Origin of the sequence: Paenibacillus sp. CR_12, assembly GCF_041953985.1 — a bacterium.
Classification (GTDB): domain Bacteria; phylum Bacillota; class Bacilli; order Paenibacillales; family Paenibacillaceae; genus Paenibacillus_AQ; species Paenibacillus_AQ lautus_A.
Genome location: NZ_JAVFHO010000005.1, coordinates 516,914 through 536,256 on the forward strand (window position 1 = coordinate 516,914; position 19,343 = coordinate 536,256).

The following is a 19,343-nucleotide window of genomic DNA, read 5'->3' on the forward strand; positions in this document are numbered from 1 at the left end:
TGTTTATTATCGTATAATCGTTTGTTTATTTGAGCCTGTAAGACTTCGGAATGTATCTTCTAAACTGGCAGATTGTATATCAATATCGGAAATTCCCCATTCAGACTGCATCAGTTTAAGTAACAATACATCGGTCTCTTGAGCATGCAGACGAATTCGCTCGCCGTTGCACTCTGCCTTTTCTACACCAGGTAATGTGAGCCATTCCTGCTGGGCTGGCGCGTTCGCCGCTCGAAATGAAACGGTTCTAAGCGCTGTTTGAGCCTTTAAACCTTCTGGAGTCCCTTCGGCAACAACCTGTCCACTGGCGATGACTGCGATGTGATCTGCGACAGCATCAGCTTCATCTAAATGATGTGTAGTCAAAAGCACCGTACGTCCGTCATTTGCCAGCGCTTGGATGGTGTCCCAAAAGCGGCCACGAGCCTCGATATCCATTCCGACGGTTGGTTCATCCAGCAGGAGAAGCTCTGGATTTCCCGCCAAGCTTTGGGCGAAGGCTAATCTACGACGTTGTCCTCCAGACAGCGAGGATGCGCGTCGTTTCTGATCCGCGTGGAGACCCGAAATGTCTAACAATCGCTCTAGCGACATCGGATTACGATAATAACTGCGGAACAATTGAAGCACTTCTTTCACCGTAAGTCCATCTGCTGCTTTAACATCCTGCAAAAGCGCTCCGACGCGCTGCCGCAATTCTTTTGTGCCTGACGGCATCCCTAAGACCCTGACTTCTCCTGATGTTGGCTTGGTCATTCCGAGTATCATGGAAATGGTTGTTGTCTTGCCTGCCCCATTCGGTCCGAGCAATGCTGTTATTTGGCCTTTCTCAAATGATAGATTCATATGATCAACGGCACAGTAATCGCCGAATTTCTTCACTAGATTTATACATTCAATCGCCTTTGTCATTTTGTCCTAACCTCCGCTTATTTCTTCTTTCGTTACTTGATGTCCTCATTATATTGAAAAAGCGCGAGATTCAATTAGTGTGGGTTGTCACAAGCCGGTTATGACAAATGTCAGAAAAAAGAAAGCAAAAAAAGAAGGACCTCTAGGCCCTTCTTCAGCATAACTGCATTTGACACTCTTTGAGTGAGGTGTCCTGCTTTGCAAACTTATAGCTAAGGATTTTACACTTTTAATCGAACACAGAAAAATCCACAACCTCTGAAGTGACCCCATGAATGATTCAACGGACAATGCGGGTGTACAGGCTATCAGGTGTTCGGAAGGCGCGACATTAGTAGCTACAGTTTCTGGTTCAACGCCATTTGGGAAGATGGATAAGGGCATTAAACTAGGCACTCTAAATTCGGAAACACCTAATTGTCCGCCAGCGTCGAAAATTGCCTGTTTTGGGGATCGGAGCGACAGACTATTTCACAAAACCCCTTAGACATATGTACGCACATTAACATCGACTGCGTTTAGACTAATTTAAAAAAGTATCAAACTTTTTCTATTCAATGGTGTTTATCTATATAGCAGCAACATTCACACCCATGGAAATGAAGATTTATATAATCCAATTTGAAGGTTGAAAATCATTTTCAAGGCTTAGTCACTTCAATTTCGTCATCATCGTTAAGATCTGGTGAACTGTAGAAAAAATACATCTTCCCATCAATTTTCGCTGTTAAATTAGGTACCTGTTCTTTATTTTTTATTCGAATGCTGAATGAGTTTTCATCTCCTAATATAACAACACCACCCCAAACTGGAATGTGCTCTAAATGGTTATCTTTGTACGTTGGATAGGAAGCTTTAATGATTTCTATGTCTGAAGACTCTATTTTTTGCTGATAAGCGTGATTATATAGGGACCATAAGTTCCAACCTTTTTTCTGAAGAGTAATAATCCCTTTAATTTTACCGTTCTTTTCATATAAGTAATGGTGAAATTGATAGTCCTCTTTTGATATTAACATAACTTCTTTGCTCGATATTCCATTTTTCCAAAGTATCCCTTCGGGAGTAAATGTTCTAAAGAAATATACAGCTAATAATACTAAAACTACAGTAATTGACACGAAAGTAATAATCATTTTTTTTTTATACCTTTTCATAGTTTGCGAAGCACCTCCAGTAATGAAATCTGCTATAAGATTCTCCTATTATATATAAGTATCCTTATTTTATCAATAAATATAAATTATCCTTGTATTTCCATTATTAACCTGTTATATTCAAATCAAAAATAGTGGAGGTGCCGCATGAATAAAAAGAAACTTTTAACCATGATGCTTGCTGTAACAACCGCCATGTCTTGTTTTTCTGGCATGGCATCAGCTTCTAGCCAAGATCTAAAAGCCCCAGCATTTGATAAGGATCATCAACTTAAGATTGAATCATTAATTGATGATCTTATCTCTGTTAGGTTAGAAAAATCAACAATTAATCCTGCAAATTTAATAACTGATACTGCTTCTACACCTATACAAGCTTTAGACGACAAGGAAGAAGAGTTAATTAATTTACTTGAGGCTGAAGGAGTTCGACCTATAACAGAAGAGGAACGCACTATTCTAAATAAATCTACATATTTAAGTGCGGAAAATGGAAACCATGTTACAGCTGGCCCACCCACATGGGGACCATACCCATATGTTGACATGCTTACTTACGGTGAAAAAACTATTACTGTAAATGGTAGAAGCCATACAATTTGGGTGAATTATGCTGTTCCGAAAAATGGAGGTGGCGCTCCGTTAGTTAAACATTACGATTCAATAAAATTAATGAAACAACCTTTCGAGTTCGCCAAAGCAAGAGAAAAAGTTATTGACGTATTGATTCAAAGAGCGGCTGGAAAGTCCAAACTCTTTGAAGCATCATTTCACGAATTTTGGTGGCCTGCAATCCAAGGGTATACTAGTTTTGATACTCACGACGCTTTAATATCCTATGCTGTAAAAATGAAGTATGTTTGGGTTAAAAATGGATCAACATGGCAATTAAAGGCTTCTTCTAATAATGTACAAACGAATGAAAGACACTCCGAGAGAGGCTACCTTAATGGCAGACTTACTGAAAGCTCTAAACTTGAAACAAAAAATGTTTGGGGAGAATTGTACGATCAAATTGAAACTTTAGCAGTTTCAGAAGGTAACACTTACTTAAAGGATCCAGTTAGAGCTATTATTTACCGAGATTATGATAAAAAAGAAGTATTAAGTGTTTTTCCACACTACGCGGGTGGTCCGCTTGATCTTGCTCCATAATTTTTTGATAAAAAATAAAAAATAAGAGAAGACTTGAAGGCTGTCGAGACTTACTCGACAGCTATTCTTATGCAGATTGCCGGCTTTTTATATAGAGAATATAGAAGTTGGAAGCTAAATTTATTGATTATTTTTATCGTAATATCGCCATAATTCGCGCCGTAACTGAATTTTTTCGAGAATTTACTCTTTTAAAATTTACTAGAAAGTGCTATCACAAAAGAAATGGCTAAAAAATAAGCCATTGTTTCAAGCGGCTCAGGATTGGCAATCCTTCAGTTGCTCCATCCGTACCACAATACGTTGAACAAGCGCTAAACAATGACTTTGCATGTTTATTCCCATCTTGATCCGGAACGGGCAATGCTAAACGAATAAACACCAAAATAATGTTAAACCTCTGATTACTCGTGATGGTACGGAAGATCAGGGCTTTTCTAGTTATGAATATTTTCAATTTTAATAACTAGGAGATTCTTGTGTTCTTCTTTATTTACAACGCATTTATCCAGCTTTAAAATAAAATCACTAAGATTTCTCTTTGTATTTTCTTTGCCATCATTAATCCGGTAAAGATGGTGAATAGCTGGCTACAGCTAATAAAAAATCGGATTGAAACAGGAGGGCTATAAAGCATACGCGCTACACGTATGCTTTATAGCCTTCTTTTTTATGTCCAAATTTTAGGAGGAAATAGAGATGAGCAGCTTGGAGACAGTATTTGAAAAAAGACGTATTGAGGATGCTACAAGTTTATAGTGATGACCGGTTGATCTTATGCCTTCCCAATGTAAACCGAATTACTGCATTGGAGAGCCGTATCGATTCAGAACAACTCGACACGATTGAGGAGAAGTATATTTCATCAGGGGAAAGGAGCTGTATTGCCGAAACTCTTAACTCTTACTCGTTACATCTGATAGTCAGGGCATATGACATCGTTGACGAGCACTACATCCAGATTTATTTCAACATTCATGCTTCTGGATGCTAGAGAGGGAGGGATATAGAAACAATGGAGACATATGAACGAGTCGAAAACACTACTAAGGTTGGTATCCAGAACCGCCTAAAAGACTATAATACGGTCATCTTGGACATGTGGGATTACTTCGAGTCTGCGGGATTCACATTTCATGGAGTCATTCGGGACTGGACCGGCGTTTTTCATAACGGAGCCTACTACGCAGTCCACCATTTCGTAAAGGATCGTCCGGATCAGGATTGCATTGCTCCCGACAGTGGTTACTCATGGATGAGGGGAGTCGAACATTAAAAGGTAAACCTGCAACTAATAAGTTGAATCGGTGATGTTTAGCTCTATTTAAGTCATTCCACCTAATACAACATAGAGTTTAACAGCTCCCTAATCCTCTGTTCTTCCCCGCTCTCGTTTGTACGGAACCTTGTTAATTCCATTCCAAATTTCTTGAAAATCTCTTCTTTTTTCTCATCTCGCTTTAGTTGTTCAGGATTGTTCTCATGAAAGGCAAATCCATCGACTTCGATCGCCATCGCTAGCGATCTGTCCAGTTTATGATAAATCACAAAATCAACAGAAGAACGATTTCTGACGAATCTGCGCTCTTCCTCATTTAACCGTTCCAGGTCGGTAAACAAATTCATTAGTAAAACCTGATTCCCTAGTTCAAAATCCTTGAACATAGGCTCCTGTAGTATCTGGTCGAGCAAGGCGTGCATAATATTCTCGCTCCGATGCCTTGATTTATTAAAGAAACGTACGCGTTCTCGAAATTCCTGCAGATGATCAGAGTATTCCTTGTATAACAAGTCAAATATAGAATGAATCTGGCTCTCCACGACGTTGTTGTCCAGCGTACTATATTCCATATATCGCATGAGATCTCCCACTTCATTCCCATACTTGCGAAACGCAGACTGATCGGTCACCAGAATAAACCTCTCCTGCGCACGGGACACAGCCACATTAATCATGCAAGGATCATTAACAAATTTCATCCCCATGCCTCCTGCTCTCGTTCGGTCGAGCACGGTAGACATGATCATAACTGACTTCTCACGTCCCTGATATTTATGGATCGTGTCGCTCTCAATATCAGTAGTGAATTGCTGGGTCGCTTTCTCCACCTGCTTACGGTAAGGCGTCACAAAGCCGATATCCGCATGACCTGCTGCCGCTTCGAGGTACCCCAACAGAATCTCCTGTTCAATGACATCAAGTTCCCTGACATTGAACTTTCCTTTTTTGCCATGGGTCACTTCCCTCATGTGATTGCCCGGTGACGTCTTGTAGACGAATAAAGGAGACTCGGAAATCCCCGGATCGGTAAAAGCAATCAATTCGCCGTCGTAATATTTTCTATTGCAGAATTCAATAATTTGGGGATGACAGCGGTAATGCTCTCTTAACATCACTTTCGGAACGGAGTTTCCGTATAAAGCCAACATAGACGACAACAAATTATGCTCGATATAACTGTAAGCTTCATCCATGTCAGGAGCCGCCTGGCTCTGGATCTTCTGTACAATCTCCTTCCCCACGATATGCGGCAGTTGCTTGGTATCGCCCACAATAATAGCCTGTTTGCAGCAGGACAAAGCCAGCACCCCTGTCAGCAGATCAACCTGTGAGGATTCGTCAATGATGCAATAATCAAACAAGTAATTTGCAGGGACACAATTCCGCAAAGAATGCGTTGTACTAAGCACAATCGGATAATGCTCGATAAACGTTTTAAACTTGTTGCTGTGAGTATATGTCTTCTCATTGCAGTCCACAGCCGGACGGTTATGGTATTTCTCATGTAATCGGTGCCGGAATAGCGTTTCGGAGAACTGCTGGTGCTGATCCATTAAGGCTCGATAGTCCTGGGACTCTAATTCTTTCTCAAGCTCCTGTATACGATCTGATAGCTCCTCAACTTTTAACGTGTAAAATTCACGCTGAACATTCAGGATGACATCCAGCCCCTGCTCCTTCAATCGTTTGAAATCCGTAAAACCATGCCTGAAGAACAACTTGAATTGGTATAGGAGCTTATATTTCCTTTTCATCTCTACAGCCAGGAAACTGTCTTTCATAAACTCAAGAATCCGCTTTGGTGTCTGCCGGTAAAATGACAACTTCTCTATAGGCGGAACATCCTGCCTAGCATAATAATGCTCAAAATGCTCCTGTTCAAGCAAATAGGCCGACAGCTTCTGCATAAGCTGTGCCTTCTCCCGATCCAGTTCCATCAAGCGGTGAATACGTTGATCCAAATCTTGTAGTTTGGCGTTTAATTCGTCCTCTGGCACGTCACTTGACCATTTCGACACATCCCAATTTGGTAAATTGGCAAAAAACTTTTTCTTGTTCTCTTGGTTACCCAAACTAGCTACAAAAAAGTGGTACCCTTGGCGTTCCATCTTTTCTTGCACATTCAGGACTGCTGCGTTGTTACCGGAAACAACGGCTACCTTTTTCCCCTGCATAATCGCCAGATTCGCAAGGATGTTTAAGATCGTCTGGGTTTTACCGGTGCCCGGAGGACCTTCGATAATACTGATGGTGCTTTTTAAAGCCTGTTCAAGCGCGGTCCTTTGACTCAAATTGTACCTGAACGGGAAAATCGGTTTGCTTGTAACCGGGATATCACTTTTTATAGGTTTTTTCAGAAGATAATGACTCAAAACACTATCCGGATCTACATAATGTAGTTTTGCAAATTGCTTGGCCAAAAAAGCTTCCTTGTTCTCCTGTTCATCCTCACTCTTCGCATATTTTGAAATCGTGCGCCAATAGTCCAGAATTTGACGCCCTTCAGCGTTTTGGGTACTACTACTTCTAACTTGAATACGCCCACTATCGTATGTACGAATACTCCCATTTTTGAAACACACCCGAATCTTTGGACCGAAATCTAGCACCCGCACTACATTATAAAAGGGATACCCATCATGAAAAACAGCCATATCCTCCGCTATATCCTGAACGGTCGGCGTTAGTAACTGTATATCACTCGACTTATATGTATATGCCTCCGGATAACCTTTATATACAACCCTTACTATTGGAGGATCTTTTTCGTATGATGATACATCCTGTGTTTTGTCATCACCTTTAACAATCATCATAAATTTCTCTTGGTCCATAGCAGCCTCTCTGTATCTGTAATCGATGTTATATACAGAGTCTTCTATGAATTAGGGATATATTCCTGCCGTGTGAAGGATTATTAGAGCGAAGATACCTTATCTAAGGCGATTAGTGTGAAATTCCTTTGTAAGGGCATGGGAGGTAAGGGCTGATAGTCAATGTTTTATGGTATAAAAAAGACACGATTCGTGTCTTTACGGCTGTTCTATGATTGTTCTAACTAAATATGCTCTTCAGAGTACACCTCGATGATCATCATCGCTCCCAGCCTGAATCCATCAGTAAAAGAAGCCGCCATTTCCAGCCCTTGAACTTGCCGACATAAATCTAATAGGTCCTCGAGCTCTCGAAACTCATCTTCTGAAAGCCTCTTCTTCCAGGCATCCATGGACTCGGATATTTGCCGGCTCAATTGGCGATACTGAGGGTCGTTAGAAACAGTCTTCTCTACAGGATTCAACTGTCCGTAATATAGGGATTCCAGTAAGCTTGGCATGGGATTCTCCTTCCTTTGTGCTTAAAACTTTTGAATGTTACGGTTAGCGTAACATAGGTTTATATACTATGTGGTACGCTTATGCGTATATTTAGAATGTCTAATAGAGAACATATTACGTGAACATAAACCCGCTAGGACAGTTGATTGACAACGTCTTATATTATTTGATATATGGCAGATCGGAGTTGTTAAGGATAAGAAAAAAGACACCTAATATGATGTCTTTAAACTGATATATATTTATATGGAAGCAGTGAAATAGAACTCTGTCCGAAGAGTTTTTTAAGGGTCTAGTCACAGTTTTGATGCTACTTAGGAATACCACATTAAACTAATTGTTTTTAATAGTCTGATTACTAGACTTGCGAGGAAAAATACCAGTATACGGAATATCAGTTAGGTCAAAACACTCTGTATTAGATCAGAAAGTACCATAACTGGAATTTTATACACTATTAACTTGAGAATCAAATAACTTGTGTAAGCATTTTATAAGTGAATCTTGTCTTGTCACAGATATAGCTGAAATATTAGCACCAATGCTTCTCGCCCGAGCAACCAGGTTCCTAACATAATCCTCAATTGATTTGTTCTCTTGATCTATAATCTCTTCTACTCTTGCCAAGAAATGATTAGCTCGATTCCCCTTATGTAAATAATAATATTCTGACTTGTTTAATTTCAAGACCAAAAACTCAATAATACCTTTTCTTGCTCCATTATTTATTAGATCATCGAACTGACCTTCTGACAATTTAAAAGTAGGGTGTATAAGAAATACTCTAAAATCATTCTCTGTTATAAAATGATCTAGTGAATAAGAAACTTGCTTACAAAAAGCAAACACATGTTGAGAAAAAAAACTTTCTTCTAGAAGTTGAGGTGTTTGAAGCAGTTCGTGTATAACATCAATCTTCCAATCCCAACCGTGTCGATATTCCACATGATTAAGATCAGAACGATAAAAGTCAAACAGGTAATAATTCCCTTCCGAAAAAATAAACATAATTTTGAGAAACTTTGCATATGGAATATAATTGTCGGTTAAGCACCTATTTAAGATTTGCTCAGTCAGCTTGTCTATTCTGACATTTTGAGCAATCCAGTTAATCAGTTCAGGTTCAATTCTATAACCAATATCGCTATCTTTAATCTTATTACACACAAATTCTACGACATGGTAATCCGTAATACGATCATCGTCCCAACTGCGTTCAATAATCTGACGGAAATAGAGAACTTCATTCTTCCACTTCCAAAAAGGTCCCGGGTATAACATATGATGAAAAATAAATGCCACCCTATATTTATAGCTTAATTTCCTTAGTAAAACGAGAATGAATTTTTTGTTATTTTCATCACATTCAAGCCTAAGTATATAGTTATAAATAGTACTACTTATATATTCAATATAATCTTCTTCCTGATCCGTGATCTCTCTTCTCGTATGCGAATCGAATACTCTCCAAAACTCAGAATAGTTATCTTTGTGTAGCTCATCCAGGTAATCTTTATAGTACTCTAATAGTGTGTATATGTAATTCGTATAGCTCTCAACAAAGCTTTTTTCTTTATCTGCAAGCTTCGACAAACTGTACTTATTTATTTCCAAAATGTAATTATAACCTTTTGTGTTTTTTATATTTTTATGGATATTCTCAATATCTTCATAAGAAGATATTCGATTCTTTATGGCTAAGGGTAATTGAAAATACGTACATTCCTTATTATTAGGAGTATAAAGCCAATTGTTGTGAGTCGAATACAGATTGATTATTTCAGTCAATATTAATCTATTCTTCTTATCATTGGAGTCTATGAGTATTATATAAATAATATTGTGGGTCTGAGTATAAATTTTCAGCAAATCATCCAAGCTTAATTCAATATTATCCTCCTCTATTTTTTGAAATAACTCTGTAAACGTTCTGTACAAATAGACTGGCATACGGTTATATTTATTTGAATGTTGATCAAGTACTTTTAATAGTGGTCTCCATTTAAGTTTTGTTCCTACAATATTTGCAACTGAATCTAATACATGCATTATCATCTCTCTGTTTTCATCTCTACCTAGATGGTGTAACTCTTTTAAAAGTTTTTTTAAAAAGTAATTGTTATGCTTTTTATATGAGTAAGCAAAGGCTTTTTGATATTCCTCAGCAACAACTTTTTCAATGTCCAAATGCAGTCCTGATCTACGATTTTCTTGAATATTTTGCAATATTGTTATACCATATAAGCTCTTTATGAACAAATAGACGTATAAAATTAAGATCATAACTACACATACATTCCATAATGCTAAATAAAAATCACTGAACATTCCTGCATATTCCCATTTAATTATTATCGTTTCATTTAGAACTGGATAAACAATTGAATAGATCAATACAATTCTAAAGTAAAATGAATTAAAAATGCTAAACTTAAGACGTCTAATTAAGGGTCCCTGAATTATACTCCTCCCCCAATACCTATCATTAGCACTATGTTGAGCATGGCTAATAGTAAATTGTATAAATGCGAATAATATTCCGTATAACGTCAATATTGCAATTACAAGAGTTAAATAATTTTCAGGGTTCCCTAATTTGATTATCAACAACTTTTGTTGAAATGCTGTAATCGAAGCTAAAAAAATAATCGGACATATTATTTTTATAATAGCTTTCGGAATGTGCGCACCTATGAAAACCTTTGAAAAATTAGTATATGTTGATTTGGATACAATATTAAGCATAAAGCAGGCTATAGTAATTAGAGTAATTATTTTAACGTTCTCCAAAAATATAATTAGCACTATTCATTCAACCTCTCTTATGACAACTTACTAGATATCGCAAGCCAAGGCTATAATTCTTTGTGTTTACTCAGTAAATCCCAAAAATCCATGCGTAAAAATACCAAACATAAACATTCGAAAAAGAAAGACACCATCAAAGTGTCTTTCTTTTTCTGATGCTACATATGGCAATGAGGGGAGTCGAACTGTTGTCCGAAGATACCCAAGCTTCTACGGGTGTAGTGACAGATTTGATGTCACCCTAGAGATTCCCCGCTACCGGGATTCCCGTCAGGTCAGCCTGATTGTCTTCTTCAGCCAGCCCTAGGCGGAGACTAGACAGCGTATTCACTAAAGTTGAGCCTTCATCCCGGTAAATGGGCGATACAGAGCGAGAGCACTCTCACAGGTTATTAAGCTGCAAAAGTGTAGATAGATTGTTGTTTGCCGTTTAAGTAGCCTTCAACGTTAATGAAAGTGGACGACTCTCTGCTACCTGGTCGCTACTTTCTTTCTCCCCCTTCAAGGGGTAGTGGTGCTACAGTCTGATTAGCACTATGAAGACACAGTGTCGGCATAAAGGTAACCGTCAATTTATTATGAGTAATGACAATTTTTTTCGACTTATCATCCTCATCCCTTGTTATAGTTCTTCAGATCACCCTTAGCATCTGTAGAGTCGGGTACTTCTATTACATGTTTCAGTCTGGTCTCTCTTATTGCCTTAGATCGAACCTTCAGTCCAATAGTTGACTCAACAATCTTCTCCGTAATTTTTTCTTTACTATCACTTTTATTAATATAAATATCCAAAGCTACTGCCAATCGAATTAAGTCATTTTTCAATATGTTAGTCTGTGAGAGGTACTTCATAGCTTCATCTCTAGAATTCATTTGATTCAGCGCTACAACCAACTCATCTGTGGCCGAATGTTTAGTATTAATATCTTGGCTGTTTTTTTGTTGCTTTGCATGATCATTTCCTATGTAGATTAATTTGCCTCTACCATGCAATAATTCTTCATATTCAACTTCACTCATTTCAGAAAGAACGTTAGTAATTGCCTTTAAAAACCCAACTAACTCCTTTTTACTGCTCATTGGGAAAATCACCCTTTTCCATTTAAATACCGACCCTACCTTTTACTTCTGCTGCTAATTGTTCTAGTTCATTACGGACATTTTGATAGGTTTCGGCGTTTACATCTTCAAGAACTACTGGCACTCCCGATTGTGGTGCATCAGCATAAATAGTTTTATTCTCCCTAATAATTGTTTCCAATAAAGGTATATTTAGACGCTCTACCTGTGAAATAAATTGTTGTTGTGCACGATATGGAACACCATAACGGATTCCCACCATGGTAAATATTACACCTTCAAACTTAGGGGCAATAGAGGAGAACTCATTCTTAACTTCATCATACTGCCTCTTCGTATTGTACTCATCAACAAGTTCGTTAACATTCTTGCTTAATTGTTCAATACCAATAGTAGATAAATAATCAGGTTTAGCGGGAACCAGCAAGTAATCACTTGTTACAATTGCTGTCTTCGTGACAACATTGAAATTTGGAGGACAATCTATTATTACGCAATCATACTCAAGCGTCTCTAGTTGCTTTAATCCTTCTTTTAACCGAGAATGAACTTTGAGGAAATTCTTTCTATTCGTTCGTTCACTCGCCCCCCATAACTTGGCACTGAGTTCTAAGTCAACATTAATTAACCCTAAATGTGAAGAAATTAAATCTATACTGCCATTAGCCTTCATTTGTCTTAGTCTATTATTAACTCGGGATGGACTAATAATTAAGTCTTGAAGATTTAAGTCTTGATCATTATCAATAAAAGCATCAAACCACTTCTTTATTGTTTTGTCTTGATAGGACTGCTCCCATTCATCTACCTTCAAAAATGAAAATGTCAAGTTTGTTTGTGGGTCTAGATCTATTAACAATACTTTTAACCCTTTAAAAGCAAGTTCTGCAGCTAGGTTAGAAGTAATGGTCGTTTTACCTACCCCACCCTTATAATTGATAACCGATATAACTGTTGTCATCTTAGGAAAACACTCCTCTTAGTAACTTTGATTCATTCCCTAAGAACTATATATTCGACAACCAAGTTCAAACACCTTCATATTTTTGAAACTTTAGCCACCCTGCCTTAAGAACTAAGTATGTCATTACAATGCACTTGAGACTTAAGTGGACATTCTAAAAAACACAAGCCACTACAGTCAAACTTAATAGTAGCCCCTAATTGTTAACCTCTAATCATTAATTCATTAATCGATCTTTATTGCTCGGTCATTGATGAACCTTCAGTATAAAAAAGGTACCATTATTATTAGGGCACCTTTGTGATTCAGTATTTAACTGGTGATGTCTCTAGATCTTGATTCTATCTTGTCCTTAATGCTAACGATGTTACCCGTATAAGCAATTTCTGTCTTCAGATAGCCTTCCTCAAGGCCTAATAATTCTTCAACTTCTTCCCGCAATAAACTTAATCCATAATGATGGGATAATTTTTGCATAATGCCTTCGCCACTGATGTAATCATTTTCTATTAAAAGCTCAACGGCTTGCTTCATTGAAACAGGATCTCTCAGATCTTTCAAATCATCTAATGGCTCTTTTGTTCTCCAGCCTTTGTGACTTATAGAACGCTGCATATACTGATATGTTCCATCATTAATGACTCCTAACTTGTAGGCTCGCATCACCATTGCTCCAATTGATACACCCCACTTCTTCTTAAGCAACTTATAATAGTTCAAGTCATTTGGATGAATGGAGACATCTCTCAAAAAACTTTCTCTGGGTAGTAAAAATGCAGCAGCAAAATCATTCGCCTCTTGTTCGATTTGCTTAAACTCCTCTTTACTTAAGTCTTCTATGTTTAAAAACGGATCGTGCAAAACTTTATGACCTAATTCATGAGCAACGTCAAACTGACGTCTGTAGAAAGAACGCTTGTCATTGCCTAAAACTATGGAGTAATAAGACTTCCCATTTATCTCATGTTGAGAACTAAAAGCATCAATCATCTTATTCTCCAGCTTCAATGAAGAAATCACGAAACCTTTGGTTTCAAGCAAGTAAATGATATCCTTAATGGGTGTATCACCGAGCGACCAAGCTGTTCTGACTTGAAGAGTAATGTCTTCAATACTTTCAATATCCCGATCAGAGAAGTCTGGGACATCAAGTTCAGGAAAATCTACATACTCCTCAAGTAAAGCTCGAATTATGGTTAAGTACTTAACTCGATCATACTGCATCTCTCTTTCCTTCTTTCCTGTAGTCAGCAAAGAACGAAAATATGTGCTTCCCGTTTTAACTTCAACAGGAGTTTCATAAAAGTAATCTCTTGGAAACTTCAATATATTTGTTATCTGTAATAATGAATCTAGATTGGGAACAGCCTTGTTATTTTCGTACTTAGAAATCATCTGTTTACTAACACCAAGTTCGGTTGCTAGATCAGTAATAGTAAGTCCACGGTATATTCTTCCCTCTCTTAATCTTGTCCCATTAAATTGTCGTTGCAACATCACAATTCCTCCCTATATTGAGGGATATTACCTTGTTCCCTCCTCTTTTTCCCTTTCATTATGAAGCTTTTTCTTAGCGATCTCTTCTTTTCGCTTCTTAAGTGCAGGTTTAATTTTAGGTATAATATCCGTACTCTCCACAACTTCCTCATTCAAAACAGTCACATCACTATAATCATCTTTAGAAACATATGTCGTCCAATCTACCTTATCGATTAATTCAAAATATCGATTAAATAGACGAGCCTCCACACTAACCATTTTTTTATCAATTTCTTGGCCAACTACGAAGATAACCTGCTTGACTAGAGGATATTCTTCTCCCAAGATCTTCTGGACTTCTAACAATCTTTTATTCTCATACTCTTCAGTCAGGGAATCGAATAGTACCATTTGTTGGCTGGCAAATTCCAAAGGACCCCGGTTCAGTGATACAAACGCATGAAAATAGTGTATGTTCTTTTTCCCAAAATTTTTAATTACAACATCTAAGTTCTTATCCTTTGAAAACACGTATAAACTTCCAGTGTCTAAATCCAGAATACAGATAAAGTTCCATATTCCTCTGCTCCTTGTAAGTACAACCAATTCATTCTGAAGAGCTATATCTTTAATACGGCCAAACCGTTTGTCCCAAGAACCGCCATGTCTAAAGTTATCAGTGCCCATTCCATGTTCCTTCTTAATATCGTTTAAGACACTCTCCGTTTCTTGAGTAAAAGATTTGACCAAAAGTTCCGCTAGTGTATCACCCAACCCTAATTTACTCAACATTTTTATTACACCCCCAAATCATTATTTCCGTTTTTTTTAATATCATACTACATATATCAATAAAAAGTAAACCTGTAACCTCTTTTTTTAATAACCTAACTTCTCATACCTTCGTGATTAGCTTCATCTATAATCAAATAGAAAAGACGCTCCAAGAACAACAATGCTTGAACCAAAAGATATATTGTAATTGTATTAATTCCTTAAAACAATAAACTATTTTATGCTTCAACATGTGATATGTCTTACCTTATTAATTTTTGAAGACAACTAGTATAAACAATCTGTAGATTTCTTTTTCAAAATGTCTTTTGTCTACAATTAGTCTACAAATCCAGTCTAAGAAATGTGAAAAACCCGCTCAATGAGCGGGTTATATGTATGGAGGCGAGGGGAGTCGAACCCCTGTCCGAAGATAACGACAACACAAGCTTCTACGGGTGTAGTGACAGATTTGATGTCACCCTAGAGACTCCCTGTCACCGGATTCCCTTCAGGTCAGCCTGATTGTCTTCTTCAGCTAGCCCCAGGCGGAGACTAGACAGCGTATCCCACTAAAGTTGAGCCCTCATCCCGGTACATGGGCGATACAGAGCGAGAGCACGCTCACAGGTTATTAAGCTGCGAAAGCGTAGTTGTTTTGTTGTTTGCCGTTTAATTGGCTTTAGCGTTGATGAAGTGGACGCGTCCCCACTACCCGCTACTCATGCCCGAACTATCCCCGTCGAATCCAAAAACGCCCCCTTAAGTTGGAGAAATGCCGGTGCTTCGCACCTTGGCGTTCCTGCCAAAAAGGGCTATCGGATTAAATCAAAGAATGTATTCAGTCATAGCAGTCGATCTATTGCGCATTCTTTCCCTCCAAGAAAGGAATACGCAGGCTGTATGCTGATTGTCAAAGATCTTATTGATCTCTCTTACATCACTTAGTATATCACATTCGACATCAAAATGATATATACAATGCAGGTAACACAGCTAAAAGCTGCCATCCCAAAACGTTCATTACACATGATGCCGATTTCTTAATCGACATGTCACGGATAACCGTAATTACCTTGCAATCTTCTGCTTCTCGCGCAGTGCACGCTGGATATCGCGTTGTGCGTCCTTCTTGGCGGCATCGGCGCGCTTATCGTACTGACGCTTACCTTTACCGAGGCCCAGCAACAACTTCGCATAGCCGTTACGGATGTAGATCTTCAGCGGTACGATCGCGTAGCCTTCCTGCTTGGACAGGCCCAGCAGCTTGCGGATCTGCTCCTTGTGCAGCAGCAGCTTCCGTGTACGCGTAGGGTCCGTCGGATTGTTGCGGTTCCCTTGCTCGAACGGGCTGATATGCATATTATGGATATGAATTTCGCCATTCCTGATGGTTGCGAATGCATCTCCGATGTTGGCACGGCCGTTCCGTATGGATTTGATCTCCGTTCCGGTCAGCACCATCCCGGCTTCATACGTATCCTCGATGAAATAATCATGGGAAGCTTTTTTGTTCTGGGCCAGAACCTTCCCGTCACTTTTCTTACCCATGGTCTCACCCCTTGTCATCAACAATGATAATGGAAAAAGGACTTCCGGCAGACCGCCAACATGCAATCTCACCAGAAGTCCATTGTATCAAACGTCAGCCTCCAAAAGCAAGGCGGGGCAAGCGACTCCCTCGATGGATCAAGAGAGGATTCTTACTTTTTCTTCTTGCGGACAAAAGCGGCCGTGCCGTTTCCGCCCTTGCTCTTCCGTTTGCGGCCACCCCCGCCGGAGTTGCCTCCAGCGTTACCGCCGCCCGGCGTTGGACCTTCGCCGATGAAAATGCCGCTGCCCGACGTCTTCTTCCGTCGGCCCTTCCCGCCAGCGCCGCCGGAGCGCGCGTTGCGGTCAAAGCCAAGAGCGCCGCCGCTGGCGGAGCTGTAGCCGCCTTTGCCGGAGCCAAAGGCGAAGCTCGCCGGCTGCTGCTCGCCAGCCCCGGCTGCGGCCTCGCCGCCGCGCTTGCCGCGGCCGCCCTGGCCGCCGGCGCTGTCATTGCGGCGCCCGCCTGGCGCGCCGCCTTCAGCCGCGCCGCGTTTACCGCCGCGGCCCTTGCCCCCGCGGCCTCCGCCGTCGCGGGCACCGAACCCGCGGCCGCCATTGCCGCCGCGGTCGCCTTCGCCGCGCCCTTGGCGGCGCGGCTTCATGTCCACCATCTCAAAATCGATGGTGTGCTCATCCATGTTCACGTTCGCCACGCGAACCTTCACATCGTCGCCGATGCGGTATACCTTCGACGTACGCTCCCCGATGAGAGCCATATGGCCTTCATCGAAATGGTAATAATCGTCGGTCATCGCGCTGAGACGGATCAAGCCTTCAACGGTGTTCTCCAGCTCGATGAACATGCCGAAGCTGGTGACGCTGCTGATAATGCCTTCGAATTCTTCGCCGACCTTATCCAGCATGAACTCGGCCTTCTTGAGCGCTTCCGTATCGCGTTCCGCATCCACGGCTACGCGCTCGCGTTCCGAGGATTGCTGCGCAATGTCGGCCATCCGGCCGGCCAGCTGCTCATGACGGCTCTCATTCAGCGACCCGCCGTTCTCCAGCACTTCCCGGATGACCCGGTGAATGACCAGATCGGGATACCGCCGAATCGGGGACGTGAAGTGAGAATAGTATTCCGCGGCAAGGCCGAAGTGACCCGTGCTCTCCGCATCGTATTTCGCCTGCTTCATCGAACGGAGCATCATCGTGCTGAGGACGGTCTGCTCCTTCGTGCCCTGAATGTCGTCCAGCAGGCTCTGCAGCGCCCGCGGATGGATCGCGTTGCCACGCCCTTTGACGTGATAGCCGAAATTGGCCGCGAAGGCCATGAAGTTCTGCAGCTTCTCCTGATCCGGATCCTCGTGGATCCGATAAATGAAGGGAACCTTCATCCAGTGGAAATGCTCCGCCACCGTTTCGTTGGCCGCGAGCATGAACTCCTCGATGATCTGCTCCGCGATGGAGCGTTCTCTTTTGACGATATCCACCGGTTTGCCGTTTTCGTCCACGATGACCTTCGACTCCACGAAGTCAAAATCCACCGCGCCCCGGCGCATCCGGCGGTTCCGCAGCTTCAGGGCCAGCTCGCGCATCAAGCGGAAATCCTCCACGAGATCGCCGTAGCGCTCAATCAGCTCCGGATCCTCATCCACCAGAATTTTGCGCACATTGTTGTACGTCATCCGTTCTTTCGTGCGGATTACACTGGTGAAGATGTCGTGCTTCACGACCTTCATCTGCTCATTGAATTCCATCTCGCAGGACATCGTCAGACGATCCACCTGCGGATTCAAGCTGCATATCCCGTTGGACAAGCGATGAGGAAGCATCGGAATGACCCGATCCACCAAATACACGCTGCAGCCGCGATTATACGCTTCCTTATCCAGCTCGGACCGATCGCGCACGTAATAGCTGACGTCGGCAATATGAACGCCCAGACGGTAATTCCCGTTTGGCAGACGCTCCACGTTCACCGCATCATCCAGGTCCTTGGCATCTTCGCCGTCAATCGTCACGATGTTCAGACCGCGCAGATCGCGGCGGCCCTGCTGCACGATCTCTTCTTCCGTAATCGCATCGGGCGCTGCGTCCGCTTCGGCCAGCACTTCCTCCGGAAAGCCTTCCGGCAGCTGATGCTTGCGGATAATGGACAGGATGTCGACGCCCGGATCATCCTTATGCCCCAGAATCTCCACGATTTCGCCTTCTGCCGCAGCTCTTCCTTCCGGATAGCTCACCAGCTTCACAACGACCTTCACGCCGTCAACGGCACCATTGATTGCATGCTTCGGAATAAAAATATCCCGGTTAATCCGTTTGTCGTCCGGCAGCACGAAGCCATAGGCTTCATGGTTCTGGAACACGCCCACCACCTGGGTAACGGCGCGCGTCACGATGCGGACCACTTCACCTTCCATTTTGCCGCCGTCGCTGCTTTTGGAGCTGATCCGAACCAGCACGGTATCTCCATTCATCGCACTCTTCAGGTCATTGGCATGAATGTACACGTCCGGATGCTCGCGGTCATCGGGAATCAGAAAAGCAAAACCCTTCGCGTGGGCCTGCAGCCGTCCGCGCAGCAAAGACATCCGTTCCGGCACGCCATAGCGCTCGGTGCTCGTCAGAATGATTTTTCCGGATTGCTCAAGTTCATTCAGCAGCTTCAGGAACTCCCTGAATTCATGGGCATCCTCAATCGCAAAATGCTGCTCCAGCTCCTGGTACGTCATCGGTTTGTATGCAGTTTCCCGCATAAAGTTCAGTAATGTTTCTTCAGTTATCATGTTATCACCTCGGGAACCTGCAATTTCATCGTTCCTCTATCCATTCTTTACCTTTATATACTCATACCCTAGTAT

General features: G+C 41.3%; 13 protein-coding genes and 2 other RNA genes. 2 read left to right on the top strand and 13 right to left on the bottom strand.

From position 1 onward, the window contains the following. Positions 1–6: 6 nt before the first annotated feature. On the bottom strand, positions 7–912 hold the full coding sequence (locus RB297_RS20980; protein ID WP_375121343.1) for an ABC transporter ATP-binding protein: 906 nt from the start codon (positions 910–912) through the stop codon (positions 7–9). A gap of 641 nt (positions 913–1,553) precedes the next feature. Further along, entirely contained in the window at positions 1,554–2,069 is a 516-nt protein-coding gene (locus RB297_RS20985; RefSeq protein WP_192570043.1) for a hypothetical protein, read from the bottom strand. Between the two features lie 147 nt (positions 2,070–2,216). Here RB297_RS20985 and RB297_RS20990 point away from each other — a divergent pair, with 147 nt between their 5' ends. Then, on the top strand, positions 2,217–3,224 hold the full coding sequence (locus tag RB297_RS20990; protein ID WP_192570044.1) for a hypothetical protein: 1,008 nt from the start codon (positions 2,217–2,219) through the stop codon (positions 3,222–3,224). A 1,015-nt stretch (positions 3,225–4,239) separates the two neighbouring features. After that, positions 4,240–4,500, top strand: coding sequence for a hypothetical protein (locus RB297_RS20995; RefSeq protein ID WP_213579953.1), 261 nt, complete (start codon positions 4,240–4,242; stop codon positions 4,498–4,500). 62 nt (positions 4,501–4,562) lie between these two features. Here the strand turns inward: RB297_RS20995 and RB297_RS21000 are convergent, their stop codons facing one another. The 11 genes from RB297_RS21000 to rnr all read right to left on the bottom strand — a co-directional run bounded on the left by RB297_RS21000 (position 4,563) and on the right by rnr (position 19,268). Further along, the gene (locus RB297_RS21000; RefSeq protein WP_375121344.1) at positions 4,563–7,340 is read right to left on the bottom strand and encodes an AAA domain-containing protein; all 2,778 of its coding nucleotides are present in this window, start codon (positions 7,338–7,340) and stop codon (positions 4,563–4,565) included. A gap of 224 nt (positions 7,341–7,564) precedes the next feature. Further along, positions 7,565–7,840: a DUF6809 family protein gene (locus tag RB297_RS21005; RefSeq protein ID WP_375121345.1), complete on the bottom strand. Its 276-nt coding sequence runs from the start codon at positions 7,838–7,840 to the stop codon at positions 7,565–7,567. Between the two features lie 448 nt (positions 7,841–8,288). Beyond that, a complete protein-coding gene (locus RB297_RS21010; RefSeq protein ID WP_375121346.1) occupies positions 8,289–10,169 on the bottom strand; it encodes a hypothetical protein in 1,881 nt (626 codons plus the stop codon). A gap of 656 nt (positions 10,170–10,825) precedes the next feature. Beyond that, positions 10,826–11,148: a transfer-messenger RNA gene (gene ssrA, locus RB297_RS31060) on the bottom strand. A 113-nt stretch (positions 11,149–11,261) separates the two neighbouring features. Further along, positions 11,262–11,729, bottom strand: coding sequence for a hypothetical protein (locus tag RB297_RS21015; RefSeq protein ID WP_375121347.1), 468 nt, complete (start codon positions 11,727–11,729; stop codon positions 11,262–11,264). Positions 11,730–11,751: 22 nt separating this feature from the next. Further along, entirely contained in the window at positions 11,752–12,690 is a 939-nt protein-coding gene (locus RB297_RS21020) for a ParA family protein (protein WP_375121348.1), read from the bottom strand. 315 nt (positions 12,691–13,005) lie between these two features. Further along, positions 13,006–14,190, bottom strand: coding sequence for a helix-turn-helix domain-containing protein (locus RB297_RS21025; protein ID WP_375121349.1), 1,185 nt, complete (start codon positions 14,188–14,190; stop codon positions 13,006–13,008). A gap of 27 nt (positions 14,191–14,217) precedes the next feature. Beyond that, positions 14,218–14,964, bottom strand: a complete 747-nt coding sequence (locus RB297_RS21030; protein WP_375121350.1) for a DUF5986 family protein — start codon at positions 14,962–14,964, stop codon at positions 14,218–14,220. 379 nt (positions 14,965–15,343) lie between these two features. Further along, positions 15,344–15,708: a transfer-messenger RNA gene (gene ssrA, locus RB297_RS21035) on the bottom strand. A 309-nt stretch (positions 15,709–16,017) separates the two neighbouring features. Beyond that, positions 16,018–16,497, bottom strand: a complete 480-nt coding sequence (gene smpB / locus RB297_RS21040) for an SsrA-binding protein SmpB (protein WP_036664873.1) — start codon at positions 16,495–16,497, stop codon at positions 16,018–16,020. 152 nt (positions 16,498–16,649) lie between these two features. After that, entirely contained in the window at positions 16,650–19,268 is a 2,619-nt protein-coding gene (rnr, locus tag RB297_RS21045) for a ribonuclease R (RefSeq protein ID WP_375121351.1), read from the bottom strand. Between the last annotated feature and the right edge of the window lie 75 nt (positions 19,269–19,343).

Coding starts and splice junctions, on each gene's coding strand:
- RB297_RS20980 (WP_375121343.1), bottom strand. CDS start 912: ATGACAAAGGCGATTGAATGTATAAATCTAGTGAAGAAATTCGGCGAT.
- RB297_RS20985 (WP_192570043.1), bottom strand. CDS start 2,069: ATGAAAAGGTATAAAAAAAAAATGATTATTACTTTCGTGTCAATTACT.
- RB297_RS20990 (WP_192570044.1), top strand. CDS start 2,217: ATGAATAAAAAGAAACTTTTAACCATGATGCTTGCTGTAACAACCGCC.
- RB297_RS20995 (WP_213579953.1), top strand. CDS start 4,240: ATGGAGACATATGAACGAGTCGAAAACACTACTAAGGTTGGTATCCAG.
- RB297_RS21000 (WP_375121344.1), bottom strand. CDS start 7,340: ATGGACCAAGAGAAATTTATGATGATTGTTAAAGGTGATGACAAAACA.
- RB297_RS21005 (WP_375121345.1), bottom strand. CDS start 7,840: ATGCCAAGCTTACTGGAATCCCTATATTACGGACAGTTGAATCCTGTA.
- RB297_RS21010 (WP_375121346.1), bottom strand. CDS start 10,169: ATGTTCAGTGATTTTTATTTAGCATTATGGAATGTATGTGTAGTTATG.
- RB297_RS21015 (WP_375121347.1), bottom strand. CDS start 11,729: ATGAGCAGTAAAAAGGAGTTAGTTGGGTTTTTAAAGGCAATTACTAAC.
- RB297_RS21020 (WP_375121348.1), bottom strand. CDS start 12,690: ATGACAACAGTTATATCGGTTATCAATTATAAGGGTGGGGTAGGTAAA.
- RB297_RS21025 (WP_375121349.1), bottom strand. CDS start 14,190: ATGTTGCAACGACAATTTAATGGGACAAGATTAAGAGAGGGAAGAATA.
- RB297_RS21030 (WP_375121350.1), bottom strand. CDS start 14,964: ATGTTGAGTAAATTAGGGTTGGGTGATACACTAGCGGAACTTTTGGTC.
- smpB (WP_036664873.1), bottom strand. CDS start 16,497: ATGGGTAAGAAAAGTGACGGGAAGGTTCTGGCCCAGAACAAAAAAGCT.
- rnr (WP_375121351.1), bottom strand. CDS start 19,268: ATGATAACTGAAGAAACATTACTGAACTTTATGCGGGAAACTGCATAC.